General features: G+C 49.8%; 25 protein-coding genes. 14 read left to right on the forward strand and 11 right to left on the reverse strand.

Annotated elements, in window-relative coordinates; all coding sequences use genetic code 11:
- Nucleotides 1-303 precede the first annotated feature (303 nt).
- Nucleotides 304-666: a DUF4383 domain-containing protein gene (locus tag FS806_RS18085; RefSeq protein ID WP_260982155.1), complete on the forward strand. Its 363-nt coding sequence runs from the start codon at nucleotides 304-306 to the stop codon at nucleotides 664-666.
- A gap of 124 nt (nucleotides 667-790) precedes the next feature.
- Here FS806_RS18085 and FS806_RS18090 read toward each other — a convergent pair whose 3' ends face one another.
- Nucleotides 791-1,198, reverse strand: coding sequence for a secondary thiamine-phosphate synthase enzyme YjbQ (locus FS806_RS18090; protein ID WP_144939442.1), 408 nt, complete (start codon nucleotides 1,196-1,198; stop codon nucleotides 791-793).
- A 160-nt stretch (nucleotides 1,199-1,358) separates the two neighbouring features.
- Here FS806_RS18090 and FS806_RS18095 point away from each other — a divergent pair, with 160 nt between their 5' ends.
- Nucleotides 1,359-1,580, forward strand: a complete 222-nt coding sequence (locus FS806_RS18095) for a DUF1128 domain-containing protein (protein ID WP_144939444.1) — start codon at nucleotides 1,359-1,361, stop codon at nucleotides 1,578-1,580.
- Between the two features lie 59 nt (nucleotides 1,581-1,639).
- On the opposite strand, the gene FS806_RS18100 is transcribed toward FS806_RS18095, so the two are convergent.
- The 5 genes from FS806_RS18100 to FS806_RS18120 form a co-directional block, all read right to left on the reverse strand.
- Entirely contained in the window at nucleotides 1,640-1,954 is a 315-nt protein-coding gene (locus FS806_RS18100) for a DMT family transporter (protein WP_144939446.1), read from the reverse strand.
- Nucleotides 1,954-2,301 (reverse strand): DMT family transporter, encoded by a 348-nt coding sequence (locus FS806_RS18105; protein ID WP_144939448.1) that lies wholly within the window; start codon nucleotides 2,299-2,301, stop codon nucleotides 1,954-1,956. Before FS806_RS18105 ends, FS806_RS18100 begins: the two co-directional genes overlap by 1 nt.
- A gap of 72 nt (nucleotides 2,302-2,373) precedes the next feature.
- Complete coding sequence (locus tag FS806_RS18110) at nucleotides 2,374-2,955, reverse strand: TetR/AcrR family transcriptional regulator (RefSeq protein WP_144939485.1); 582 nt, start codon at nucleotides 2,953-2,955, stop codon at nucleotides 2,374-2,376.
- Between the two features lie 275 nt (nucleotides 2,956-3,230).
- Nucleotides 3,231-3,494, reverse strand: coding sequence for a zinc ribbon domain-containing protein (locus tag FS806_RS18115; protein WP_144939450.1), 264 nt, complete (start codon nucleotides 3,492-3,494; stop codon nucleotides 3,231-3,233).
- A gap of 191 nt (nucleotides 3,495-3,685) precedes the next feature.
- Nucleotides 3,686-4,657: a helix-turn-helix transcriptional regulator gene (locus FS806_RS18120; protein WP_144939452.1), complete on the reverse strand. Its 972-nt coding sequence runs from the start codon at nucleotides 4,655-4,657 to the stop codon at nucleotides 3,686-3,688.
- 310 nt (nucleotides 4,658-4,967) lie between these two features.
- Here FS806_RS18120 and FS806_RS18125 point away from each other — a divergent pair, with 310 nt between their 5' ends.
- From FS806_RS18125 to FS806_RS18150, 6 genes are all read left to right on the forward strand, one after another.
- A complete protein-coding gene (locus tag FS806_RS18125) occupies nucleotides 4,968-7,139 on the forward strand; it encodes a PrsW family glutamic-type intramembrane protease (RefSeq protein WP_144939454.1) in 2,172 nt (723 codons plus the stop codon).
- A gap of 17 nt (nucleotides 7,140-7,156) precedes the next feature.
- Complete coding sequence (locus FS806_RS18130) at nucleotides 7,157-7,588, forward strand: hypothetical protein (protein ID WP_144939456.1); 432 nt, start codon at nucleotides 7,157-7,159, stop codon at nucleotides 7,586-7,588.
- A 275-nt stretch (nucleotides 7,589-7,863) separates the two neighbouring features.
- Nucleotides 7,864-8,466: a pentapeptide repeat-containing protein gene (locus FS806_RS18135; protein ID WP_144939458.1), complete on the forward strand. Its 603-nt coding sequence runs from the start codon at nucleotides 7,864-7,866 to the stop codon at nucleotides 8,464-8,466.
- 127 nt (nucleotides 8,467-8,593) lie between these two features.
- On the forward strand, nucleotides 8,594-9,646 hold the full coding sequence (locus FS806_RS18140) for an ABC transporter substrate-binding protein (protein WP_144939460.1): 1,053 nt from the start codon (nucleotides 8,594-8,596) through the stop codon (nucleotides 9,644-9,646).
- Nucleotides 9,647-9,727: 81 nt separating this feature from the next.
- On the forward strand, nucleotides 9,728-10,678 hold the full coding sequence (locus FS806_RS18145; RefSeq protein WP_144939487.1) for an ABC transporter permease: 951 nt from the start codon (nucleotides 9,728-9,730) through the stop codon (nucleotides 10,676-10,678).
- Entirely contained in the window at nucleotides 10,678-11,472 is a 795-nt protein-coding gene (locus FS806_RS18150; RefSeq protein ID WP_144939461.1) for an ABC transporter ATP-binding protein, read from the forward strand. The genes FS806_RS18145 and FS806_RS18150 overlap by 1 nt, the downstream gene beginning before the upstream one ends.
- 339 nt (nucleotides 11,473-11,811) lie before the next feature.
- On the opposite strand, the gene FS806_RS18155 is transcribed toward FS806_RS18150, so the two are convergent.
- Both FS806_RS18155 and FS806_RS18160 read right to left on the reverse strand, forming a co-directional pair.
- Nucleotides 11,812-12,300: a GyrI-like domain-containing protein gene (locus FS806_RS18155; RefSeq protein ID WP_186328419.1), complete on the reverse strand. Its 489-nt coding sequence runs from the start codon at nucleotides 12,298-12,300 to the stop codon at nucleotides 11,812-11,814.
- 316 nt (nucleotides 12,301-12,616) lie between these two features.
- Entirely contained in the window at nucleotides 12,617-15,253 is a 2,637-nt protein-coding gene (locus FS806_RS18160) for a PQQ-binding-like beta-propeller repeat protein (RefSeq protein WP_144939465.1), read from the reverse strand.
- 583 nt (nucleotides 15,254-15,836) lie between these two features.
- Here FS806_RS18160 and FS806_RS18165 point away from each other — a divergent pair.
- From FS806_RS18165 to FS806_RS18190, 6 genes are all read left to right on the forward strand, one after another.
- The gene (locus FS806_RS18165) at nucleotides 15,837-17,141 is read left to right on the forward strand and encodes an ABC transporter substrate-binding protein (RefSeq protein WP_144939467.1); all 1,305 of its coding nucleotides are present in this window, start codon (nucleotides 15,837-15,839) and stop codon (nucleotides 17,139-17,141) included.
- A 112-nt stretch (nucleotides 17,142-17,253) separates the two neighbouring features.
- On the forward strand, nucleotides 17,254-18,195 hold the full coding sequence (locus FS806_RS18170) for a carbohydrate ABC transporter permease (protein ID WP_144939469.1): 942 nt from the start codon (nucleotides 17,254-17,256) through the stop codon (nucleotides 18,193-18,195).
- A gap of 3 nt (nucleotides 18,196-18,198) precedes the next feature.
- A complete protein-coding gene (locus FS806_RS18175; RefSeq protein ID WP_144939471.1) occupies nucleotides 18,199-19,110 on the forward strand; it encodes a carbohydrate ABC transporter permease in 912 nt (303 codons plus the stop codon).
- Between the two features lie 134 nt (nucleotides 19,111-19,244).
- The gene (locus FS806_RS18180; protein ID WP_144939473.1) at nucleotides 19,245-20,438 is read left to right on the forward strand and encodes an acyltransferase family protein; all 1,194 of its coding nucleotides are present in this window, start codon (nucleotides 19,245-19,247) and stop codon (nucleotides 20,436-20,438) included.
- Nucleotides 20,439-20,521: 83 nt separating this feature from the next.
- A complete protein-coding gene (locus FS806_RS18185; RefSeq protein WP_260982156.1) occupies nucleotides 20,522-21,460 on the forward strand; it encodes an AraC family transcriptional regulator in 939 nt (312 codons plus the stop codon).
- Nucleotides 21,461-21,711: 251 nt separating this feature from the next.
- A complete protein-coding gene (locus tag FS806_RS18190; protein ID WP_397347783.1) occupies nucleotides 21,712-22,179 on the forward strand; it encodes a GNAT family N-acetyltransferase in 468 nt (155 codons plus the stop codon).
- Between the two features lie 518 nt (nucleotides 22,180-22,697).
- Here FS806_RS18190 and FS806_RS18195 read toward each other — a convergent pair.
- The 3 genes from FS806_RS18195 to thyX form a co-directional block, all read right to left on the reverse strand.
- Nucleotides 22,698-23,234, reverse strand: coding sequence for a DUF2812 domain-containing protein (locus FS806_RS18195; RefSeq protein WP_144939479.1), 537 nt, complete (start codon nucleotides 23,232-23,234; stop codon nucleotides 22,698-22,700).
- Entirely contained in the window at nucleotides 23,235-23,549 is a 315-nt protein-coding gene (locus FS806_RS18200; protein WP_144939481.1) for a PadR family transcriptional regulator, read from the reverse strand.
- Between the two features lie 663 nt (nucleotides 23,550-24,212).
- Nucleotides 24,213-24,899, reverse strand: coding sequence for an FAD-dependent thymidylate synthase (gene thyX / locus FS806_RS18205; RefSeq protein WP_144939483.1), 687 nt, complete (start codon nucleotides 24,897-24,899; stop codon nucleotides 24,213-24,215).
- Between the last annotated feature and the right edge of the window lie 268 nt (nucleotides 24,900-25,167).

Consider the following 25,167-nt stretch of genomic DNA (forward strand, 5'->3'; position numbering starts at 1 on the left):
TAGTTAGGTTTACTCTTCCATAAGAAAATTAGCCGCTCCATCGCCAAATCACTAACAATCTTACCTGCACTATTGCTTGTCATTTGCGGATTTCGCCTATATTCCTTCAAAAGACCTGCGTTTCTGCTGATCAATTTGTAACGCTGTTTGACGCTTTCTGCCAACGGATTCAATCGGCTTCTTGCCGTTTTTTGTCCATATTTTTAGCAGATATAGTCATTTTTAGGCCGGGCCTGTTCATAAACTGTACTGTGTCGAGGTTTGTACCGATAGCCAAATACCAATCCAAAGGAGGAGTTGTCGGTGATAAGAGGATTCGCCAAATGGTCCGGGATCGTCTTCTTGCTGTTGGGGATTTTCGGATTTTTCATCAAAGAATTGCTGAATTTTATCCACTTCGATGCAGTACATAATGCGATTCATCTCCTGATCGGAGCTTGGGGGCTGTGGGCGGCGAAGAAGGAATCCCATGCCGCTCTGTACGCCAAAATCGTCGGAATCGTTTATTTGATCATCGGCTCTTTGGGAGTTTTCTCTCCCAGTCTGTTTGGAGTGATGGACCTGCAGATGGCCGAAAGCATTTACCATCTCCTCGTCGGTGCGGCAGGCACCTACGTCGGATTTGTTCTCGCCGAGCCGAAATCCGGCATGAAAAAAGCGATCTAACGGCATGGTGCTTGCAGAAATCAGCAGCAGTACAGCAGTGACCCCGCTTTCCTTCCCTTAACCGGAGAGCGGGGTTCTATTGTTTCGCGTCAGATTTGCCGCCTTTTCGCCAGGAGCCCTAGCGTTATCCCTGGTCCGGCATTAATTTGACATAGCAGGTGCGGCTTCGGGGGCCGTCAAAATCGCAAAAATAAATCCCCTGCCACCGCCCGAGAAGCAGTTTTCCCTGGTCGATAATGACGGTTTGGGAAGAACCGACCGTCATAGCCTTAAGATGGGATGCCGTATTCCCTTCTATATGACGATACCCGGGATGGTTCCAGGGATAAACCTCGTCCAGGCGAAGCAGCACATCATGCTTGACATCCGGGTCCGCATTTTCGTTAATGGTAATGCCGGCTGTCGTATGCGGACAATAAACGACGGCAAGCCCTTGCCGAATACCGGAATCGCGAATCAGGCGTTCAATGCGGTCTGTAATCTCCAGCATCTCGTCACGTTGTCTGGATTGAATGGTAAAGGAATGAATCATCGTGGAAAAGTCCTCCTCGCGGCAATTTTATTTTCAGTATACCAGAACATGACGGGCCATTAACGATCTCCCGGTTTGGAAAAATGACTTCAGTAGCGATTTTTAAGCTTGGGCGTGGTACAATGAAACCATACCGAAAGGGAAAGGATGACTGCGGAATATGAGCGACAAAGTAGCCAGCGAGGTCGAACAAATGCTGGAAGCGATTAAATCGAAGCTTAGGGTGGCCACGGGCTCGGCTATTAAGGCCAGCCATTTTGACTACAATAAATATGAAGATTTGGTCGATATTCATGATCTGGTGATGAGCAAGAACAATTTCAGCGTCAGCGAGATGGATGCCATTGTTATGGAATTGGGGAAGCTGCGCAGGGAAAACTGATCCATCGAAACCAAACCAAAGGCTCCCTTCCGATTGGAGGGAGCCTTGCGATTTTATTATTAAGAAATCAGCTTCAGCCCGATCGCTGCGGATAGAACCATTGCGATAAACACGATGCGCAGAACGCTCTTGGACTCTCCGTATATAAACATTCCGACCAAGGCGCTGCCTACCGTGCCAATTCCGGTCCAGACCGCATAAGCGGTGCCCATGGGAATGCTGTTCATCGCGAGCGACAAGAACAGGAAGCTGAGAGTAAAGCCCCCGATCAAATAAAGAAACGATTGCCAGTTGCGGTTGCGATTCACCTTGTTAATTCCGGTGACCCCAACAACCTCGAAGCTTCCGGCCAGAATGAGAAACAGCCAACTCATCAGACTTTCGCCCCCTCTTCAGCATCATCCGTTTCTTTAGTAATTAATTTCAATCCGATAATGCCCGTTAACAACAGCAGAATGAGCAGAACTTTCGCCCATTTGAACGGTTCCCCGAATACGAGAAATTCCATTAACACCGTTCCTGAAGTCCCCAGTCCGGTAAATACGGCATAAACCGTTCCGACGGGCAATCTCTTGCTTGCCAGAATTAATAATCCAAAACTGACAATAATAGCTATAGCTGTACCGGCCCATTCCAGCCAAGTGTTGGCGTGCTTAAGACCGACTACCCAGCCGACTTCGAATAGCCCGGCGATAAGCACATAAGCCCAATTTCGATTCATGGACCGTTCCCTCCTTATGATGTGATGTTGCAGCAGATCCGGCGGTAACGAAAAATGTAAATCTTTAAACCGTCACTGCCCGGGATTCAGGGCCTTCCAATAGATAAACCAGGAAGCATTCAGCCGTTTGGCAAATCTTTCGCGGCCGCCATACAGCATTTCCACAAGGACGCTATCCATCAATCCGATGAAAGCGACAGCGGCCCGTTCGGCTCCGACCGGTTGGATGTTTCTGTCGAGGATAGCTTTTTCAAATATAGGGATCATTAATCCTTCCAGATTATCTAAATAAGTGTAGACATACACCATTACTTCCTCATACAGATGAGTGGGGGGGAAGAAGATCGTTCTCAGCCAAAACCGGGACTTATCGTTATGCTCGAATCGCTCCTGATATTGGACAAGCAGCGAATACAGCCGATCTCCCAAGGATGCCTCAGCCGAGGACTCGATAAAATTCACGACAAACAAAAATTCATCGCGTGCCACATCCTCAATGACGCTTAAAAAAAGATCGTCCTTCCCTTTGTAATGTGCATAAATGGAAGGTTTCTTGATCCCCACATCTGCGGCAATGCTGGTTAGCGACGCCCCTTCGTAACCGTCCTTCGCAAAATGAGTGAGAGCCGCTTCTTTAATCCGTTCCGAAGTCACAGCCAACCTCTCCCTTCCTACCGGTCGTTAGGTTGAATTCTCTCACAGCTCCGCCCGATTGTCAATACGAAAAAATATAAAGTTCATTAATGACTAACGGAATATAATTAAAGTATTTTGCGGAACGAAAGCATAGGGATATGTTCGGAGAAAATAAATTGAGGCCGCACCCCAAATCGATAGGATGCGGCCTTGCTTTGTGCCGATATAAGATGTACAGCCGTCAGGATGGCGAAAAAAAACCTTAGATGCCATTTCTGCAGCTTCCCAGCGTCCTACGCCCCGGCGGCTTTCCATCTCGACAGGGTGGGCAACTGCTCCTGCAGAATGGCGCGCGCCTGCTGCTCCGGCATGCCGGTTTCTTTCATATAAGGGACGCAGATTTCGATCATTTGCTCCATCGTTAGTTCCGGTTGCTTGAACTCTCCGTTCTCATAGCAATAGAGACAGAATTCTTCATTGACGGTCCCGTCCATTTCCCTGGCCCTTTGTTGTTCCTCCATGGGCATTCCGCAGCTCTGGCAGTAACTGGCTTTCATTCTTAATTCCTCCTTATAACGTTGTTAGGTTTAAAACAGGATTTCATGCCGGTCCAAGGGGCTCTGCTCCCGGGAAAGAGCCCCGAAGTTCCGTGCGTTCAAGAATCGGACTAAAGATAGCTTCTACGGACTCCAATTATTGCAACCGATCCTATAGCTCCAGTTTAACCGGCAATGATGACAACGTTATGTCAACGTTTGGAGATCGTCCTGGATGATAAGTTGGAATGCTCATATACACTCACTATGCCTGCGGCTGTTTCCCGGATTCGCCGGCGAATCTTGTCCGGGGCGATCACCTCCACTTTATCCCCGAAGCCAAGGATGAAGCCGTACAGCCAGTCACTCTCGGGATAGTCGGCTTCCACGATGAAAGCCCCTTCTTCAGTCTCTTGGAGCGACCACGGATCGAACCATTCCTCGGCCAAGCCTCTAAGCTCAGGCTGGAACTTTAGAATAAGCCGGATTTTATTGGCGGGGTCGTGCCATTCCTTCTCCCAGGGCAGCTGATCGGGCTGGACGTTCCGGCGTCGAAATGTTTCGGTGAGAACCTCTATGTCTTTCATCCGTATAACTTTGAAGAGGCGGAAATTTTCTCTGGTGCGGCAATAGGCGTACAGATACCATTTCTGCCCCTTGAAAACAAGGGTATGCGGCTCCGCTTCCCGTCGGGAGACTTCTCCGTTTGCGCTTCGGTAAGTAAATCGGATGACTTTGGAGGTAAGGGCGGCCTCCTGGAGAGCAGAGGTTCTTTCTTTATATCCCGGATCTTTGTCCCAAGGGCTGTAATCGATAAACAAATGGGAGGTTTTCGATTCAAAGCTTTCGAATTCGTTATCGCGAATCATCGTTTTGATTTTCTCCAGTGCCCGGGCGGCTTGGTCGTCTCTATACGATGAAGAAACGCTTTGTAGAGCAACCGTGATGGAGGCCAGCTCGTCCTGTGTCCAGACGTTCTTATCCAGCTTAAAGCTTTCCACAATACCTATTCCGCCGTTAAGGCCGGGGTAACTGACGATAGGTATGCCTGCCAGATTAATGGCCTCGATATCCCGATAAATCGTTCTCGGGGATACCTCGAACATTTGAGCCAATTCCTTGGCCGGAATTTTCTTGCGATTCATAAGAATCATCGTAATGGCCAGAAGCCGGTCTAATCTCATGGATAACCCTCCCGTCGGGCTGTTCTCCCGGTGATTGCAAGTATCCATAGTATAGCAAAGTCGTCCCTGTAAAGGGAGCCGCAAGGCGGAGCAAATGGGCCGGGACAAACGGACTATCTCCTTATAAAAGTACGAAGCAGATGCTGCTGAAAATTGCGGCGAATGTAGGAAGACATTAAACAGCGGGGGTGCTATCCTATGGGCTATCCTCGGTGCATGTTTAATTAGCCGGTTTCCGGTTGAACTAACACATACATATATCTGTCCATATCGGTTGGAAGAAAAAAAGCAGAATGGGGGAGATGCATTTATGGCGAATGATGCGTTAAGCACTTTGAGCTGGTGGAGGAAGGCGCGCCTGGAGATTAGGGCGGCTTTGGAAGCCGTCTACGGATGGGGCCAAAAGCTGATGGAGAAGTATCCCGTTCTGGGGAAGGTCTACGTCCTTTATTGCTGGATGGCGCTCACCGTTCTGGTGTTGAGCCTGATTTTGTTCCCGGATTCCCGTAAGATGGCCGTTCAGTTCTTATGGTCGTTCTATGTCGTGATTCAATTCTGGGTATTGTGTCGGGGGAAAACCATCTCTTGGAAAAAATATATGATTTTTTTCCTGAGCGGAGCTTATTTCGTTACTCCCTTTACGGCTCTGGTTGTAACGGAGCTGACTGACTGGCTCGGGGGAGTGACCACCATGCAATTTTGGAGCCAGGCTATCCTCACCCCTATTGCCGAGGAGTTATTCAAGCTAATTCCCTTGGCGGTCTATCTGTTTCTGTCACGGCGGGCTTCATCACTAAGCTTAAGTGATTATGCCCTGATTGGGGCGGCTTCGGGGGCGGGATTTCAGTTTATGGAGGAAGCAACCCGCAGGCTGACGACAGGGGGCCTTTTTGAATACGGTTATTCGTGGCTGGGAGGGCAGACGCTTCACTGGAATTTGTTCGATTTGTTTCCAGGTTATTTGAAAGAAAGTTATTTCCCCTTGAACATGACGGTCAGTCATGCTGTACATACGTCTATGATTGCGTTATCCATCGGGTTTGCGGTAAGATTTTTTCAACGAATCGGGCATTATAGTCACTTTATTCCGGTGTTTTTCTTTGCATGGGGAACGTTGGACCATGCCATGTTCAACGGCCAATACGGCATGCCGGAATGGCTGCGGAAGTTTCATGGCTTGCTGGGCAGCGGGTTTTCGACCAAACCTTTGTTTCTGTTAATGCTGGCGGCCGCCATTATTCTTGACTACTGGATGCTGAACAAGATGGTCAAGCAGCTTCCGCTATTGGCGGGTGAAAAGGTGCTGAACCCTCTATCCGAGCTTTGGAGAATGGGCAAGGCGCTCTTTACCGAGAGAGGCAGAGCAGGGGTATTGATGCATTTTTACAGGGAGAGGAAGGAGCTCGGGTTTACCCTGCTGTATGGAAGGTCCGAAGCGAAAGAGCTTCTGCCGTCGTTGCGGAAGACGGTATACAAGTTTTACAAACCGTTAATCGTCGCTTCGGGGCTGCTTGCGATCCTTCTGTTTTTGAAAGATGCTGCGCTCGGGGCGACAGGCTCGGAGAACGCTTGCTTCGCTTGTCTGTTCGATGACCTCCAGAGATGGTGGGACCGGCTCGAATGGTATGAGCAAGGGGCGGTGGTGCTGATCGCTTTCGCGACTGCACTGCTTTTCGTCGAGTTCTGGCCTGCGGTAGGAATGGCACTGACCGTTAGCAGTGTTGCGGGAAGCGGGCAGGAGATAGCGGCGAATATTCGCGACCCGAAGCGGATGCTCTCACCTTCCGTTGCCATAGCCCTGGGGACTGAGCTTGTTATAAACCGGATCCCGATTGGCCGGCTTGGCCCATGGCTACAAGCGCGATTGCAGAGATTCGCCGACAATGTCATGAATACCGGGGCGGGTAAGAAAGCGAAGGACCCGCTTGCGCCGAATGCCGGCCATCAAGGCCCCGGCGCCGGTCGCAGCCACGATACGCCGGAAGCCGGAGCCGGCAGTGGCGGCAAGGGCGGCGACGGCAGCGGCGGCAAGGACGGCGACGGCAGCGGCGGCAAGGGCGGCGACGGCAGCGGCGGCAAAGGCGGCGACGGCGGGGCGACAAAGGTGGACACGGAGATGCGACAGTCGATGCTCGACAGCCCATCCAGCGACAAGTGGGGAGTGCTTCCTGACGGGACGAATCAGGGAATCCGGCATTTCGCCGATTATTGGGAGAAATACCCGGAACGGATACCCTCTCTGGCTCAGCGGCTCGGCGTCGATCCTTCGGATTTCGAGCTTAGTGTAAAGGGCTTTGAGAATTTTACGAATCAAGCGGAACGTGTCGCCCAAAGTTCCATGCATAGACATGTGGATGGCAAAGACATTTATTTTATTGAGGGTGCGGAGAAGGCCAAAAAAGGGGTTGTCGTTATCATAAAGGACGGAAAATTGCAGACGATGATGCCGAGTGACCCGAAATCGTTTAATAAGCTTCAATAAAATTAGGGGGGAACGATATGGAGACAGTTTTGATCGAACAGCTATGGGCAGATGGATACGAACGGAGGGCCCGAATTTTTCTGGAAAGCAGAAATCTTGCGGTCTGGTGCCATTTTCTCCAGCATGATGAGTATTTGGAGGCAGGTGAACCGTCGAGCCGTCTATCCGCAGGTGATCGGCTGCAAGCGGAGATTAGCATTCAAATGGTGACGGAATGCTCTGTTCTGGATCGGGTGGAGAAGCTTCAACACCGGCAGCCTATTGATAACTCTCCGCATATTGAGGCTGTGGGAAAGGTGCTTGAAGTCCAGGACGAATATTGTTGTATTTGTGATTTCGGTGCGCTTGGAGGGTATGTGCCGGTGGAAACGGAGATGGAGGTTGAACTGAAGGAGGGGGACATAATAAAGGTTCGGGGAAGTCTTGAAATGGAGGTAGAAGACAACTAATTGGCCTCGGCAGCGGGCGGCTGATTGTCACTGGCGCAGCGATACCGTATCTATCGGTTATCGGTTGCGCCTTCACTGTTATATGTGGCAGTTTCATCCCCTAGGGCCCAATACCCGCAGGAACCATGAATGAAAGTGTTATCATTTTGAGCTTATACCTGTATAATAGAATCGGTCTGCCATGTCAAAGGTTGTCGTGAGGGTGAGGGTATAAAAAACATGGAGTGAAGGTCTGCTGTTGTTTATCCTAACGATATGAGACAGGAGGGAACAGCTTGCTTGCCAGCCACCAAACCTATTCAAATGAAAATTTCGACGGAATGGACTTAACGCGACAGGAGTTGAAAGGAAGCCGATTTACTCGCTGCAGCTTCGTCGGGGCAAGGCTTCAGGAGCTGAATACGGAAAGCTGTCAATTTATAGAGTGTAATTTTACATCCGCGCAATTAAATGCATCAACACATTTCCGTTCGGCGTTCATGAACAGTTTGTTCTGGCATACCAATCTCTTTATGGCCCGCTTCGAAGAATGCAAAATGACCGGCTCTGTCTTCGAAGAGGCGCAGGTTACCGGATGGACCCCTCTCGGGGGAGACTGGTCCTATATCCATATGCGCCATCATGTGCTGCCGAAGACAGACTTTAGCGGAGCAAAGCTGAAAGAAGCAGACTTCTACGGTTGCAATCTGGAGATGGCCAAATTTGTCAGGGCCGATTTGACGAGGGTTATTTTTCAGCAGGCCAGGCTTAAAGGAGCGGATCTTCGAGAGGCTGTTGTGGAAGGTATCGATTTTACCGGGGTTAATCTGCGCGGAGTCCGGATGGATATGCTGCAGGCTGTCTTCGTAGCAAGGTCCTATGGGGCATTAATTGATTAGGACATCGAACCAAAAAAGGATGAAAAAACTAATTGTTCAACGATTGACGGGCACCGGAAAGCATAATAAGATAACTGTAATGCTTTTGTGCGTTGAAAGTTTAAACGAATAAGGGGAGGGCATAAAGATGAAACTTAGAAAATTATTTCCATTAATGATTGCAGTGCCGCTTCTGTTCTCTGCATGCGGAGGACAGGGCAATTCAGGGGGAGCGTCGCCGAAGCCGGAAGGTGCAGGTGAATCCAAACCGGAACAAACCCAAACGGTTAAAGTCGGAATTGCTCAGCTGGTAGAGCACCCGTCTCTGGATGCGATTCGCGAGGGCTTCCTGGCCGCACTGAAGGATAATGGGTACGAAGACGGCAAGAACATGGAGCTGGATTATCAGAATGCCCAGAATGAACCGCCTAACAACTTGTCTATTGCGCAAAAAATGGCTGGCGACAAGAAAGACCTGATTCTGTCCATTGCTACTTCTACCTCGCAGGCCATCGTCCAGCAGGTTAAAGACACTCCGGTGCTGTTCGCGGGAGTTTCCGATCCGCTCGGAGCCAAGCTGATATCCAATATGGACAAGCCTGGCGGCAATGTTAGCGGATCTGCCGATTACAATCCGGAAGCCATTGTCAAGCTGATGGATTTTATCGCCGCGGAGTTTCCCGATGTGAAGACGGTCGGATCGGTCGTTAACGAAGGAGAGCCGAATTCTGTAGTTATGATCGACAAGGCGGAGGAAGCGTTGAAGAAGCATGATATTAAATTGATTCGGAGAGCCGCCACGAACACTTCTGAAGTGAAGCAGGCGGCGGAATCGCTCGTTGGAAATGCGGATGCCATCTTTATCGCACTGGACAACACCGTAGTCAGCGCGGCAGACGCGATCATCCAAGTAGCTAACGACAAGAAGATTCCTTTCTTCTCCAGCGACCGGGATACGGTGGAGAAAGGCGCGATCGCGACCTACGGCTTCAAATACTATGATCATGGCTACCAGGCCGGAGAGATGGCTGTCGAAATTTTGAAGAACGGCGCCAATCCCGGAGATATGAAGGTAACTCTCCCGGATAAGCTCGACCTGATTATTAATGTAGAAGCCGCCAAAAATCAAGGAGTGGAAATTACCGACTCCATGAGAAACAAGGTTCAGGATAAAAACAACATTTTGAATGATTCGAAATAAAGCATGACAGGGAGCGGCTGATCCTATATGGTCCCCGCTCCTTATTCTGTTGGCAGGAGGGTTTACATCGTGATTGAAAGGCTGCTATCGGCTGGTTTGGGCTCTATCGAGCTCGGTTTGCTATATGCACTGATGGCTCTTGGTGTTTATATTACGTTTAGAATATTGAATTTCCCCGATTTGACGGTGGACGGCAGTTTTACAACAGGGGGCGGCATCGCCGCAATTATGATTACTAGCGGATATTCCCCCCTGCTGGCTACCGTTTGCGCTTTTGCCGGCGGAATGCTGGCCGGAGCGTGCACGGGTCTGCTGAATACCAAAGGGAAAATTAACGGCCTGCTTTCCGGAATATTAATGATGATAGCCTTATACTCCATTAATTTAAGAATAATGGGCAAGCCGAATATTTCTTTGTTGGGTGAGAAGACCGTGTTCAGCAATCTCGGCAACCTCATCCCGTTTCTAAGCCAAACCTGGAATATTATTATCGTGCTGGTCGTCATTGTTCTTATCGTCAAGCTGCTGCTGGATTGGTTTCTTTACACCGATTTCGGATTGGCTTTAAGGGCAACGGGAGATAACTCGCGTATGATCCGCAGCTTCGGGGCCAATACGGATACGACTACGATTGTCGGAGTCAGCTTATCGAACGGATTAGTGGCCTTATCGGGGGCATTGGTTGCGCAGCAATCCGGATTTGCGGATACGACGATGGGAATAGGGATGATCGTTATCGGGCTCGCTTCCGTCATCATCGGGGAGACGCTGTTTGGCGCCAGAAGGGTTATCATAGCGACATTGGCGGCGGTTCTTGGCTCGATCGTTTACCGCTTCGTCTATGCGCTCGGTCTGCAAATGAGCTGGTTGAAGGCGTCCGATTTAAAACTGCTGACGGCGCTTATTGTTATCTTGGCATTAACTCTGCCTATGATTAGAAATTCTTTCAAGGCCAAATCGCTGGCACGCAAAAGAATTATGCAGCTGGAGAAGGACGGCGCCGGGCGGACAGTAAGCGGAGGTGGACGATAATGCTGAGAGTGGAACAGGTATCGAAACTGTTTAACCCTGGAACCCCTGATGAGAAGGCGGCTCTTTCCCAAATTAATCTTCACTTGAATCCGGGGGATTTCGTAACGATTATCGGAAGCAACGGCGCGGGAAAGTCTACATTGATGAATATGATCTCGGGAGTACTCCTGCCGGACACGGGCAGGATACAAATTGGCGGCCGGTCGGTCGAAATGCTGCCGGAGCATCGCAGAAGCCGATGGATCGGCAGAGTTTTCCAGGACCCGATGGCGGGAACTGCCCCGCATATGAGCATTCAAGAAAATTTGGCGATGGCTTATGCCCGGAATAAAGGCCGCGGGCTCAGCCTGGGTGTAAATTCCAAGAAGAAGGCCCTGTTCCGGGAGCAGCTTCAGCGGCTGGGGATCGGGCTGGAAAATCGGTTAACCGCCAAAGTCGGTCTGTTGTCCGGGGGAGAAAGGCAGGCGCTCAGCTTGCTTATGTCGACCTTTACCAAGCCGGATATTTTGCTATTGGATGAGCATACGGCCGCATTGGATCCTTCCCGTGCCGAGCTGATTACACGATTGACCAAGGAAATCGTAGAAGAATCCAAGTTAACGACATTGATGGTTACCCATAACATGGAGCAGGCGATTCGACTGGGCAATCGGTTGATTATGATGGATAAGGGAAGAATTATTCTCGATGTACCCGCCGAAGAGAAGAAAAATTTGACGGTGGAAAGATTGCTGCAGGAATTTGAAAGAATACGCGGAGTTAAGCTGGCGGACGATCGGGTGGTTCTCGGGTAAATCATTATTCAAAGAGACCATGTCTCCGTGACCGGCTAGTTTCGGCAGCGGTTAATCCCGCTATTTCGGGGCCGGCCCACAAGGTTATAAGGACGGTCCGGCTCCAAATTATAAGCAAAGAAGCCTCCAATACCGCCAAAGGTGGGGATAGAGGCTTTTTCCTACCTGATTCCGAATATCTCCGAACAGCTTCAGTTCTTCTCCGCCGGAGCATAGGGACCATAGTCAAGAGTCTCAAAATGTTCCTTCAAAAAACTGGTCGGCCCACCTTATCCCAGCCTTGCTTGTTAATCTGAAGAAGTCCCATTCTTCCTCACGTAACGGCATTGTAATCTCCTCCTAGGAATTTTTCAGAGCAATATAGATATCTACTTGTGCGTTGGCGGGATCTTGGCATCTGGCGTCGTAATATTCAAAGTCGCCGGTGAAAGAACGCAGTGAATGTGTACGATCCCACTCCCATATTTCCTGCCACAGCCGGGGGACAACCTGCGAGATATCTCCTCTTTCCGTTGTGAATACCGCATATTTCGAAGCGGGTATAGTACACGCGGTCATTCCTTCGGGAACAGGATCGGTAGAGCTCGCTTGGCAGCCTAACAATATGGAGTACATTCCGGATGCTCCGTTCTCGTAGTCTGTATAGACTCCATAAGTGACGCCGGGGTTCAATGAATTAGGGATTCGGTTCATTACCTGTTCTTCATAAAATTGCTGCCATAAGCCCGGAATCAAGGCCTCGTTGGAGGCTTCACGCTGATTGCTGGTGCGCACGGATATTCCGATGAACCGGAGCTCCTCTTTCGATATCATTCTGGGAGTTGCCATAGACGATGTCTCCTTCATATGAAAATAGTTGTTATTCTTCTACCGTATAGTTGTCTATAAGTATCTGCATACTTTCATCGACAAACTGTACGTCCTTGGCAGGACGCCGATAGCCGATTCTTCTTGTAGAATAACAAACAAGTGTTCCTGTGTAAAGTGATTTGTCGGCGGTTTGCAAGGGGATAAGGCGGGGGAAGGTGCGATAAGTTTAGCCGTTATAGACAAAAAGGGACGTCCGCGGCAATTTTCAACAGCGGACATCCCTATGTACGTTTAACTTGAAGTCTATTTCATCAAACCGTGATGGGTACTCTTACTATCGTTTGTTCCCGTTTTGCGATTGGGCCGGACGAACTTGTACCTTGAACTGGGCGGATTCCGATTCATATTTCACGGTAATATGTCCGGTTCCCGGTTTAACGGTACGAATCAGGCCTTCCGGGGTCAGTTCGACCGAACCCGGGCCTTTCTTGACGGTGTAGGACGCTAGTTCCGTCACATCCTCACGGGTTCCGTCAGCATAGACGGCGGTTACATGAAGCTGATATTCCTCGCCGACTATCAATGCGCGCTCCGGAGAGGCGATCTCTATGGATACCAACTCCTTCACTGAATTCTGGACAAGCACGGTTCGAGTCACACTCTTATCCCCATAAGAAGCCGTGATTTCGGCAGTGCCGGGCCGCAAAGCCTGAATTTGCCCATTCTCAATCGCGACTATTCCATCGGGCGATGCCGTCAGTCGAGCGTGTTCCGTCACATCTGCCGAAGCTCCGAACAGATCGACAGTCACGCCGAGGGAATGCTTCTCCCCAACGGCAAGCTGTTCGGGGACCGTCAAGGTTAATCCGGTGACCGTTTCGATTTTCGGCAGCTTCTTCAACCGGGTGGCCTGTACGAAATACAAGTTATCCTCCGAGTCCAGTGCAATCATGGGACTGTCGATCCCAAGCCGCTTATGCATCAGAGTATGCGGATCGACAACCGTTAAACGGCCGGCTATATTGGTATATAAAAATCCGTCTTGTCCCCAGCGAATATAAACCGGGCGCCACATACCGTAATTATCAATCTCCGGATAAATGTTCTTATGCTTGACGATTTCCAAAGTGTCAGGATCGAGAGCGAACAGAACTCCGTTAGCCGCTCCCCAGATCAAACCGTCCTCGGGACCGACCGTCAGCCCGCTGATCATCGGTACTCTGTTTAACCCGTCCAGCTTCAGATCGAACTCCGTCAGCTTCTGCTTGCCTTCCACATCCCATACGAACAGCTTGGCCCGGGAAGCGATCGGGTCATCCCCCAGCCCGCCATTAATGGTGGTGGAACCATATATTTTTCCATCCTTATAAGCAAGGCCCGCAATACTCTGATTCTCTACGACATGGCGATAGGATTCAACAACGGGTTGGCCTGCTTGGCGGGAAGCCTCCGGATCATAGATCGTCAGGGAGCCTCCGTGCTGGCCGTACAATGGAATGGTGCCGACGAACAATTTGCCGCCTCCGCTGGTGACGATAAACGGCCGATCCTGTTCATCAGGGATATAGAACACGGATTTCGGTCCTGTGGTGGAGGACAAGGGCTGTGTAGTATCCCATGCGGCTATATCCGCTTTCGGATACAACCCGAAATACATCGTGTCGCCCAATGCTCCCATGCCTTCGGCCTGGCCGAGAGGGAAGTGGACGAACGTATCGGTTGCCGGGTCATACTGTGCCCCGATTGTCCCCATATAGCTGCTGATATAGAGCTTGCCGTCGGGACCGGTTTCCAAGCTCTGCAAATTGTTGGCCTGACCTTCCGCGAGAGTGCGGATAACGCCTTTTTTCCCGCTATCGGGATCAAGCAGAAGCACTTTACCGTCATAAGAAATAGTAACCATGGCCGTATCCGGGAAATCCGGCTGGTTGGCCACCTTCAGCCAAGCGCTGCTGCGAATGGAGTTATCGAACGGAATCGATTTCTTCTCGGTCAGAGTCTCGACATCGATCTCATAGAGGTGGCCGTCTTTCTTGGACGTATAGACCTTCCCGTTATGCTCCGGCGTAACTGCCAGCAGCCCGCGAACATTTGTAATAATCGTATCCTTCCATTCTTCTTTATCCAAATCGTACACCAGCATGGCAAAAGGGCCGTTGAAGAACGCAAACAGGTAGTGGTCGACGACAGTCATTCCGTAGGTCGTCCCCATCGCATTGTATTTGCCGCCATATTCCGGTCGGCTTGCCGGCTCGGGCAGCTGGAGCTGGGTCTTCTCTCCGGTAGCCGGGTTAATCTTCCATACCCGTCCATTGATGCTTCCGGTTCCGGCATAGACGTGGCCTTGGTAATAAGCGATCGAGCGAACATAATCCTCGGGCTTGCCATCATCGCCGGGAGTCGTACCGTCATCAACGCGTCCGCCAAGCAAATCCGTTATTTCCAGCGTATTCGCATCGATCCGGAACACTCTTCCGCCTATCGACTTGGAATAGATTCCTCCATAGACGTTGCCATTCTCATCGGAGGTCAGCGCCCAGATGGACTCGGTGCCTTTGATCGGCACGCCCAGATCAGTAATCGTCCCGGTTGCCGGGGAATACATGAACATCTTGGCAGAAGCTCCGATGAAGACGCGGCCATCCGGAGTGACGACGTGGCTCCAGGAGCTGGAGGTTCCGGGCAGCGGGAAGGAGCGGAGCAGCTGCTGATTGTCGATGTCAATGACGTTGAAAATAGCCGGGGCACCGCCTGAAGCGCTGCCTGACACCGTTGTATAAATGACATTGGCTCCCTCTTCTTTGCCAAATGCCACATCAACAGTCTGCACGGTTTGGATCGGAGAGCCCAGATCGATAGGCTGCAGCTGCTGCTCTGCGGCCTCTGCTCTGGAAGCTCCTCCTGCGAACAAGCTGCCCGCGATCAGGCAGCCGCTGAGCATGGCCAGAATGGTTTTGCGAGGCTTCCACATGAATAATCATCTCCCTTGATATGATCGTTTGAAATCGTATTCATTAAGCGGTTGCAAAATAGAAAACTCATTCTCCTTTCTTCGAAATCCTCCCTAAATTACCATAGTTTATCCGTTTCGTATTTGTCCCCAGCCATTTACTTTCGTATCCAAAGTTGCTGTGCCGCGAGCATCTTCCTTCTTAGCTCTCCCTTCACTTGTTTTAAAGTGCCATTATAGTTCTCAACGGAAGGCAGGAATTCCCAATGCTCGGGCTGCCCGGATGAAGCAGGACAGGGAAAGGAGCTTGAGCAAGGGGCCGATTGGAAGCGGCGCTTTAAATGGCCGGTTTTCCGCAATTCTTAACGGATAGGCCTATGAATTCGGACAAAAGTCCACGGGCGGCGGGGGAAGATCAGACCAGCAAGAAGTGCGGGAGAAGCCTTCTTAGGAACGGTGCAATAGGAGAAAAATAAACCAAAAATAAACTAAATTTGGACAATTATTCAAGTTTAATGGATTATTTTTCAAACAACCTGACATTGTATGCGTTATCATAAATTAGCATCTTCGGTTAATCACTAAACTAAAAGGAGGTCATCCCATGCGTAAAATTGCCATGCTGTTAAGCGCTGCGGTTATTGTTTCGGCAGCAGCGTGTTCGTCGGGAGGCGTCAAAGAGCCGGGTGAGGGAGGAGAGGGCGATGCCGGAACGGGCGGTAAGGACAAGAAGGTGGAACTCAGCTTCTGGTACGGCTGGACTGGCCCTGAGGGCGAAGCACTTGAACAATTGATCAAAGAATTCAACGAGACTCATGACCATATTCAAGTGAAAGGGCTAAGCCAGAGCGATTATCAGAAGCAGTTGACCGCCATTACCGGAGGCAACCCGCCTGATATCGCTTCCCAATTCGGGCAGAATGTGACGTCCTGGGGAGTCAAGGGGGCGATGCAGCCGCTGGATGAATATATCAAGCGGGATCAGGTTGATTTGAATGACTTTGTGCCGTCCGCGCTTTCCACTGCGCAGTATGAAGGTGTAACTTACGCATTGCCTATCGCCATGCATGTGTCGATGCTGTTCTACAATAAAGACTTGCTGAAGGAGGCCGGCCTGGAAGGTCCTCCCGAGACGATCAGCGATCTGAAATTATATATCGACAAGCTGAGTGTCGTTAAAGAGGATGGCCGCTTGGAGCGGCTCGGCTTATGGCCGGGAACGGACGCCTATACGTTCACTCAAGTATTCGGAGGCAAATTCTGGGACCCGGACAAGAAAGAAGTCACCCCCGAGGATCCGGGCTTCAAGCAGGCGGTTCAGCTTTCCAAAGAGCTGTGGGATAAATTCGGAAGCGAAAATCTGGACCGGTTCTCTGCTTCACTGGGCAAATACCAATCGGCCCAAAATCCGTTGTTCGCCGGCAAGTATGCGATGGCCATTGACGGAGAGTGGCTTCCGACCTTCATCAAGCAGTTTGCTCCGAATCTGAACTATGGTATTGCCCCGATTCCTTATGATGAATCCAAGCCGGAGCGGAAGAATGCAGGCAACATTAACACTAGCGTGTTTTATATTCCCAAGGGAGCCAAGCATCCCGAAGAATCATGGCAGTTCTTGAAATGGCTGACGGAGAAGGAGCAGATGGTCAAATTTACGGCGGCCATCGGCAATTTGCCGACCCGGGTCTCGGCGCTGGATGATCCGGCCTATAACGATGTGCCCGGCTTCAAGGAATTTACCGAGTACGCCAAAAGTCCGAATATGGGCTCCTTCCCGTCCCTTCCGTTCATGAATGAATACATGGACGAAATATCCAAGAGATTTAACGATATTCTTAGAGGAAAGGTTGAGCTCGACGAAGGGCTGAAGCAGATCAAGGAGAAGATCCAGCCGCTGGTTCAGCCCTAGGCTGCGATTGATCAGGTTGGCACGGTCGATACATGCAAAATAACGCTGCGCCGCGAAGGGGACTGTACGCGGTACAGAAGCGGGGAAAGAATGAGAAGAAAGGAGACCGATCATGAGAAGCATATCACCGGGCACGGCCAGCGGAGCGAGGCGGAGTACCCGCAAGGAGAGGCGTATGTTCTGGACCGGATTGGCTTTCGCTCTGCCGTGGATCATCGGCTTCCTTGCCTTTACCGTCTATCCGTTCTTCGGATCATTGTACTTCAGCTTTACGAGCTATGACCTGTTCAATCCTCCGCAGTGGATAGGTCTGGACAATTATAAGGAAATATTGCAGGATTCCAGCTTCTATAAATCCTTGCAGAACACCTTCTATATGGCGTTCATCGCCATGCCGATAGGGCTGATCAGCAGTCTGCTTATCGCCCAACTGCTCAATGTGAAGGTGCGCGGGATCGCTTTATACCGGACGGTGTATTACTTGCCGGCAGTGATTCCTGTAGTTGCCAATGCCATTCTGTGGACCTGGCTGCTTAACCCCGACTACGGAATCATCAATTCCGTTCTGCGGGCCCTGGGTTTGCCTGATCCGGCCTGGCTCTTGGATCCTGCCTTCACCAAGCCCTCGCTTATTCTGATGGGACTGTGGGGCTCCGGCGCAGGATCGCTTATTTTCCTGGCCGCTCTGCAGGGGATTCCCCAGCAGTTTTACGAAGCGGCTTCGATCGACGGCGCCAACATGTGGCATCGATTTCGACACATTACGCTGCCGGGGCTGTCTCCCATCATCTTGTTCCAGCTCATTATGGGATTGATCGGCGCATTCCAAATCTTTACCGAATCGTTCATTCTGACCGGGGGCAACACGGGGAGCCTGGGTGGCCCCGATCAATCCTTACTGTTCTATTCGGTGTATTTGTACCAGACGGCGTTTATGTATTTGAAGATGGGGTACGCCTCCGCGCTGGCCTGGATTCTGTTCGTCATCGTCGTTCTGATTACGATGGTGCTGCTCAAAACATCCGCCCGTTGGGTGTATTACGGAGGGGAATAGATTATGGACGCACGATCTTCCGGAGCAGGAGCCGGCCGCTCCGCTCCTCCTGAATTAAGCAGATCTCCGCAGACCGGTTCCTCCCGGAAGGCCGGGCTGCTGCGCAGTCCCGTCATACCGCATGTTCTGCTTGCCTTGCTTGGAGCCGTCTTTCTGTTTCCTTTCCTTTGGCTATTCCTGACATCGCTGAAAACCCCGGAGGAAATTTTCAAAATCCCGCCTTCCTTCTTCCCGCAGGAATGGCATTGGAGCAATTATATAGGGGCTATTGAAGCGATCCCTTTCTTTCGCTACATGGGGAATACTCTGCTGCTGTGCGCCATCAATATCGTGGGCCAATTATTCTCGGCTCCGCTTGTGGCCTATTCGATCTCGAAAATTCCATGGAAGGGCCGGGGCATCATTTTCTCGCTGGTCGTTGCCACAATGATTCTGCCGGCTCAGGTCCAATTGATTCCGGTATACATCATCTTTGCGAAGCTGGGGTGGATCAATACGTTCCTGCCGCTGACGATCGGCAGCTTCTTCGGAGCCCCGTTCTACATTTTTCTGCTGCGGCAGTTCATGATGGGAATTCCCCGCGAGCTATCCGAAGCGGCGAAGATGGATGGTGCCTCGGAGCTGCGCATCTACATCCAGATTATTATGCCGATGCTTAAGCCTCCGCTGATGACGATCGTGCTGTTTACATTCGTGGGCACCTACACCGATTTCATGGGGCCGCTCATCTATTTGAACGATAATGCCAAATGGACCATTACAGTGGGTCTGCAGGGATTCCTTCAGGATCACGGGGCTCAATGGGAGCTGCTTATGGCGGCATCCGCCATTTTCACCGTGCCCATGGTGCTCTTGTACTTCTTCGGCCAGAAATATTTCATGAAAGCCGGTTCGGCGCTGACCGGTTTCAAGTAACCAACCAGACCCGTTCCGTGACCCCATGCGGATGACCTCGGCATCGCATTCGGGCGGAAGCAGGGACGCATACAGACTATTCGAACAAACCCCGGGGTGACCGGGGTTTGTTCGGCATAAGGGAGGACCGGCATGTGAAAGGGAATAAAGTAACTTATCTTGATGGAGTTCGCGGAGCTGCCGCTCTGGCCGTCGTTATCGCCCATTATTTGCAGGTGTTCGTCCCGGCCGTGTTCGAGAACCGGCCCGAGCTTTCCCACTTCGCATGGGACCGGATCGTGCCCAAGACCCCTCTCAATGTGCTGTTTAACGGTAACTTCGCGGTTTGTCTGTTTTTCGTTCTGAGCGGATATGTGCTCAGCTATAAATTTTTTCGCATGAAGGATAGACGAATAGTAATGGCCGGTTTCGTTAAGCGGTACTTCCGGTTGGCCGTGCCCGCCTTCGTTTCGGTTCTGTTGGCCTATCTGGTCATGGTGAACGGCTGGGGATATTACGACAAAGTTCGCAATCTGACGATGGCCACAATGCCGGATCCGTATATGGTAATACCGGGTATTCCCGAGCTGCTTAAGCAGGGCCTGTATCATACGTTCTTTACCTACGGCATGGCGTATAATCCTGTGCTGTGGACGATGACTTATGAGCTGTTCGGTTCCTTCATCATCTTCGGGATGCTGCTTATCGCAGGAACCTTCCGCTTCCGCTACCTGCTCTATATCGCAGGAATCCTGTGGTTTCACGATTCCTACTATTTAGGCTTCTGGCTCGGATTGCTGCTTAGCGACCTGGCGAACTCCCGGAGCGGAAGCCGGATTCGTATCCATTCCAAGGTCCTATTGGCGTGCCTGACCGCAGCCGGCATTTATTTAGGATCATATCCTTATGTCGATCCCGCCGGAACGGTCTACGGCTGGCTTCCTATCGGCGGCGGATTATTGACTAATGCGATTGCATATCGTACCATCGGCGCCTTCCTCCTATTGGCCGTCATGCTGAGCAGCCGGTTGGGACAGAAGATGTTCGCCAGCAGGCCGCTGGAATATTTGGGGCGCGTATCCTTCTCGTTATATTTGGTTCATTTTGCGGTGTTGTGCAGCTTTTCCAGCCTGCTGTTCCTGCACTTATCGGACCGGCTGGCTTACGGGTGGAATGTTCTACTTACCACTGCAGTCTCCATGCCGCTCATTTTTATTCTTGCCCATCTGATGTACATCGGCGTAGACGGTCCTATCGTCCGGCTGCTGTCCCGAATAAATTTTCGTCCGAGCCGTCCGCAAGTTTCCGGGGCCCGGCAAGCTGGTTCGAAGTCATTTCGCCAGTCCTAGGATATTTGGCTCTTCCGCAGGCCTGCCGCTTGTGCCAGCCTTGTAGTTGTTCCCCTACAAAAATCATCGAGTGGGTGATGAACTTGAACTATGTATGGGCTAATAAGAAGCATGACGAACTATCGAAGCAGGGAGTGATCTTCTTTCATTCCAAGATCGAGTTTCTGGAGAACCATCCGTGCAAGCTGTATAAAATCGATGAAAAATTCGGCAACATTTACGACCATACCCACGATTATTTTCAGATTTGGTATGTGCTGAAGGGTGAATTTCTCCATTCCGTCAATCGTAAAAAGTACAAAATGGTTCAAGGCAACTTATTTGTCATCCCTCCTTTCGCGGTTCACCGGGTAGAGATCGTTCCCGGGAAGCAGATGCAGATCATCGGATGCGAATTTCTTCCTCACTTTATTAACGATCGGTTCGGACAGTTTCCTTTTTCCAAAGATTTTTTTGACTTTGCGTACTTGGAGCATTTTCTGGTCGATGAGAACGAAATCATTCCGAAGGTGGCTTTAACCGGGAGCAACGATCTGGAAGTGAAAAAGCTGCTGGAGGAAATGTACGAGGAGTATACTACGCAGAAGCCTTATTTTGAGCTGCTGCTCAAAGGGAATTTGCTCAAGCTTCTCTCGCTTATTATAAGGGAATATACGAAGGAATCGATGCCGGGCATGGACGTCAAGCTGCATAAATACCGCCATGTCATCGCCAAAGCCGTGGAATATATTCATAATCACTACCAGGAGGAAATCCGGCTGGAGCAAATTTGCAAGCTGGCGATGCTTTCCAAGACGTATTTCTGTTATCTGTTTAAATATTTCACGGGCAAAACGTTTAACGAATACTTAATTGATCTTCGTGTACGCAAATCAACCGAGCTTCTTTTGCTATCCGACCTGTCCATTACCGATGTCTGCTTCTGGGTCGGATTTAACGATCCGACGTATTTCTCCCGGATTTTCAAGAAGCATACGGGAGTGTCGCCTTCCTATTATAAAAAGAATGCTATGAAGGAGTAGCTTTAGCAAGCTCTTACGATGTAGTGTAAACCGGGTGGGGCTTTGAATCAGACGGTCATAGCCGGTTCTTATTTCAAGAATAGAGGCAGCGTTATTTTGCGGGAAATGTGCTCCCTTTATTGGCAAAGAAGATGATCGGGCTCTCGGTACAAGTCATGATACATAGATAGTTGAACAATGAGATTCCTCTTTCTGGCATGCCCCGCTTCTGGTATAGTCAATGTTGAGGAGATGACAAGACTATGAACGAAATCATTATCCGCCCTCTTGGCAGCGGCGAAGAGCCGCCTATGGAATTGCTGCTGCTGGCCGACCCGTCGCGGGATATCGTGGAAGGATACCTTGGAAGAGGGAAGTGCTATGTGGCCGAGGAGGATGGTGCGGTCATCGGGGTTTATGTGCTGATCCCCACCCGGCCGGAAATGGTGGAGCTGGTTAATGTCGCGGTGGAGGAGAGCAGGCATGGGCGTGGGATAGGCAAGCAATTGGTGCTTCATGCCGTCCGAACCGCAAGAGAGGAAGGAGCATGGACCATCGAGGTAGGGACCGGCAATTCAAGTGTGGCTCAATTGGCGCTCTATCAGAAATGCGGCTTCCGGATTACAGGAGTAGACCGGGATTTTTTCATCCGGCATTACCCGATGGAGATAGTGGAGAACGGCATTCCGTGCCGGGATATGATTCGCTTGTCCCAAGACTTGCATAATAATGCGGAATAAGTTGAATGAGCGGGTCGATATGTCTGCAGTAAGCAGTGGGCCGCTGTTTTGACAGATAGCCGGAGGCTGTCGATTCATAGTGGGAAAGGCGTTCAACAGGATGTTGACTAGTGAAAAGTCCAAGAGCGAAAACGTAACGGATCTGGGAGACCTTATTTCGTCAAAATAGATGTGTTTTTCAGACTAACGGAAACAGTTGCGCTTATTGCTTAGAATTCTCCTACTTGTGCGGGCATTTCTTGGGAATAAGGTCATCTGGTTCCGTTAAAATGACCGAAAGGCCCTTTTGGAGCGATTAAGGTCTTTGGGGTCCGTTAAAACCAAACCGTGCAGGATTTTCGCATGATCTTTGGTAGTATTCCATTAATCGACAGTCTCAGCCGCTCGGTTATCCTCGTTCACCGGCACAAGTCAAAAGCAGACCGTCCCTGCGGGAAACAGTCTGCTTTTTTTGACGAGCACCCTGCTGCATCAAAGCTCTGGCCTGACGAAAAGCGGATCAGGGGGGCTCGCTTATCTTACTTGTTAACATATTTACTTTTTATTGAATGATACATCGTCGCTAAAAAAGTCATTATCATTGGTACTGCGATGACAACCGATATGAAAAACACTACACGAAATACATTGCTAAGCGTACCGGATGCAATCTCTTGTATAATGTAACTTCCCACCATAGCACACGAGGAAATGGCTGCAGCCGGACCGACCGATTTTTGAAGACGCTCGATCTTTCCAACCTTCGATTCCTTATCCGTATAAATCGGCTTCGTGCCCGGTAAAGCTTTAAATAAATGCATGTCATAATGGGAAAATATATGCGTCCACCCGGCAGTCTCGAATAACTCGATATATTCGTCTAACTCTTCTTCTTTCAATTCCCTTATATCGATGCTAAATATGACGTCCTCCGGGTTCCCTTTTTCAAATTCGTATCCCATCTTTTTAAATCTCTTCACAATCCATCCATTTGCTGCTTCTTTGCGCAGCATTTCAAGGTCCTTCTTTTCTGAAAACGCAATTCCGTTCGATATAACATGTTTTGTTTCCCTCATTTACTTATCCTCCTTTAATTCTTGTTCCGCAAATTCCACCATCTTCTTACGTCTTTCAATATCCTGCATTAATACGTTTCTTCCTTTGCTTGTCAGTACATATATCTTCCTTCGTGAATCTGAATCGTCATAAAGCTCAATATAGGACTCCTTCATTAATTTCTTTATAATCGTATATAACGAAGCAGGACCAACCACAACTTGACCTTCAGTAATTTCCTCGATTAAGTTCATTACCGCATAACCATGCCTAGGCTGGATAAACCCCGCCATGATATAAAAAACCGAATCCGTTAATTGATCTAATGACTTCATGTAATTCCCTCACTTTATATCATTAAGTGATATATCCTAAAAACAATATATCACTTAATGATATAAAAAACAAGAAAAAAATGAACAAAGCAAAAGTTTGTTCATTTTTTTAGGCTCAAAACCATAATCAGTGCTTGAAAGAAATCCGTGGCTCCATAATAACTATACGGGCAAAGGAATGGGGTAAACATATTGGTTTTGATGCTGGGCCATCCGATCAGGCACTGCTCTTTATGAAGCAGGATGTGTCGGGGTAACATTTCACTCCAACGTGTGCGGCGGAGTATGGGGTAAACAAAATGCATTTTGTTACGAAACCTGGAAACGTTATTCGGGCAAAACGGCTCTTTTCCATTTTCTTACGAAACTCCATATCGCTATTGACCAAAAAAGAAGGCTATGGAGCAGGATTTCGCCCAAATAACGATTGTAAGATTCGTTATATTTGAAACGGCATCATTTTTAAATCAATAACGTTACCCAGATTCGTTAGCGAGATTGAAACCGGACGGGAGCCGGGCAGATGACCAGTTAGTTATTCCGCAGGTAGAAAATCAAGCACTGATTTTGAGATTGAGCCCTTTTTTATAGTTTCATTGTTCCATTTATCAAGGGAAGGACGATTAACAATGGCGATCAGCTCTATCTTCTTTTGCAACTTGGCTACGATTTAAGCAGCTCTTCCAGAGAGACAGGGAACAACGGCTTGACCAGTTCATATACCGCTTTGGCATATTCCTGAATTTCATATTGCGAGTCGTGGGCCAGCCGCTGGTTTAGAAAATGACTGACTGATTGCAGCGAAGCCGTCCAGTAATAAGCCGTATACATGCCGTATGCGGAAGGAATGAGCAGACGCGCTTGTTCGGCGGCGATCCCATTCTCCAACGCCCATTCGTAATCCTTGATTCCTTGCTCAATCTGGCGAAGCAGACGTTCCGTCGCTTCTCTGCCGATGGATTCGTCTACCGGTTCCCCGCTCCCCTGCTTGGAATGCTCCGGCTTGCTTCTCCACTCGTGCGGCTGGGGGATGTAGTTCTCTACATCAATCGTTATGTAACGCCGGGAGGCTTCGTTCCACGCGTCCATCGTATGGTCGCTGCCAACGACATATTTCCAGTGCTGTCTCGCTACCATCAGCGGGGCATAAAATTCCAACTGAACGGTCGCATGGCGGAAAGGCGACATATGTCCCTCGCGCGCCAGAAACTTAATCAGCTTGATATCTTTATCGGTTAGTTGTTTAGACTCCTTGGCATAGGAGACTCTGGCGCTGTTCACAACAGCCAGATCTCCGCCCATATGATCGACCAGGCGGACATACCCGCGGTCCAGTACATTGATTTTCATATATAGCACTCCTCTATATAAACTGATCGACTACCGGCACCAGGCAATGCGTTCTTGGCAGAACTACTTGGGCTCTACGTCAACGCTCGTCCGTGAAATGATTTCGCGACAGCCTGGTTTTTCTATTTAGACCCCCATGTCTCTGGCCGAGGCACCATCAGATGGTGAAAATGGATGAATTTTCAAGGTAAAATAGAGTTGAATTGCTTCAATAGTGTGAAATTTGAAAACTAAATGGATTTCATACAGTTAGATTTCTATATTCGGA

Origin of the sequence: Paenibacillus sp. 32O-W, from assembly GCF_007679495.1 — a bacterium.
Lineage (GTDB): Bacteria > Bacillota > Bacilli > Paenibacillales > NBRC-103111 > Paenibacillus_L > Paenibacillus_L residui.

Excerpts from the sequence above, each read along its gene's own strand:
- FS806_RS18195 (WP_144939479.1), bottom strand. The coding sequence starts at position 23,234 with ATGAGGGAAACAAAACATGTTATATCGAACGGAATTGCGTTTTCAGAA.
- FS806_RS18160 (WP_144939465.1), bottom strand. The coding sequence starts at position 15,253 with ATGTGGAAGCCTCGCAAAACCATTCTGGCCATGCTCAGCGGCTGCCTG.
- FS806_RS18170 (WP_144939469.1), top strand. The coding sequence starts at position 17,254 with ATGAGAAGCATATCACCGGGCACGGCCAGCGGAGCGAGGCGGAGTACC.
- FS806_RS18140 (WP_144939460.1), top strand. The coding sequence starts at position 8,594 with ATGAAACTTAGAAAATTATTTCCATTAATGATTGCAGTGCCGCTTCTG.
- FS806_RS18150 (WP_144939461.1), top strand. The coding sequence starts at position 10,678 with ATGCTGAGAGTGGAACAGGTATCGAAACTGTTTAACCCTGGAACCCCT.
- FS806_RS18095 (WP_144939444.1), top strand. The coding sequence starts at position 1,359 with ATGAGCGACAAAGTAGCCAGCGAGGTCGAACAAATGCTGGAAGCGATT.
- FS806_RS18105 (WP_144939448.1), bottom strand. The coding sequence starts at position 2,301 with ATGAATCGAAATTGGGCTTATGTGCTTATCGCCGGGCTATTCGAAGTC.
- FS806_RS18115 (WP_144939450.1), bottom strand. The coding sequence starts at position 3,494 with ATGAAAGCCAGTTACTGCCAGAGCTGCGGAATGCCCATGGAGGAACAA.
- FS806_RS18165 (WP_144939467.1), top strand. The coding sequence starts at position 15,837 with ATGCGTAAAATTGCCATGCTGTTAAGCGCTGCGGTTATTGTTTCGGCA.
- FS806_RS18130 (WP_144939456.1), top strand. The coding sequence starts at position 7,157 with ATGGAGACAGTTTTGATCGAACAGCTATGGGCAGATGGATACGAACGG.
- FS806_RS18155 (WP_186328419.1), bottom strand. The coding sequence starts at position 12,300 with ATGGCAACTCCCAGAATGATATCGAAAGAGGAGCTCCGGTTCATCGGA.
- FS806_RS18120 (WP_144939452.1), bottom strand. The coding sequence starts at position 4,657 with ATGAGATTAGACCGGCTTCTGGCCATTACGATGATTCTTATGAATCGC.
- thyX (WP_144939483.1), bottom strand. The coding sequence starts at position 24,899 with ATGAAAATCAATGTACTGGACCGCGGGTATGTCCGCCTGGTCGATCAT.
- FS806_RS18125 (WP_144939454.1), top strand. The coding sequence starts at position 4,968 with ATGGCGAATGATGCGTTAAGCACTTTGAGCTGGTGGAGGAAGGCGCGC.
- FS806_RS18175 (WP_144939471.1), top strand. The coding sequence starts at position 18,199 with ATGGACGCACGATCTTCCGGAGCAGGAGCCGGCCGCTCCGCTCCTCCT.
- FS806_RS18090 (WP_144939442.1), bottom strand. The coding sequence starts at position 1,198 with ATGATTCATTCCTTTACCATTCAATCCAGACAACGTGACGAGATGCTG.
- FS806_RS18100 (WP_144939446.1), bottom strand. The coding sequence starts at position 1,954 with ATGAGTTGGCTGTTTCTCATTCTGGCCGGAAGCTTCGAGGTTGTTGGG.
- FS806_RS18200 (WP_144939481.1), bottom strand. The coding sequence starts at position 23,549 with ATGAAGTCATTAGATCAATTAACGGATTCGGTTTTTTATATCATGGCG.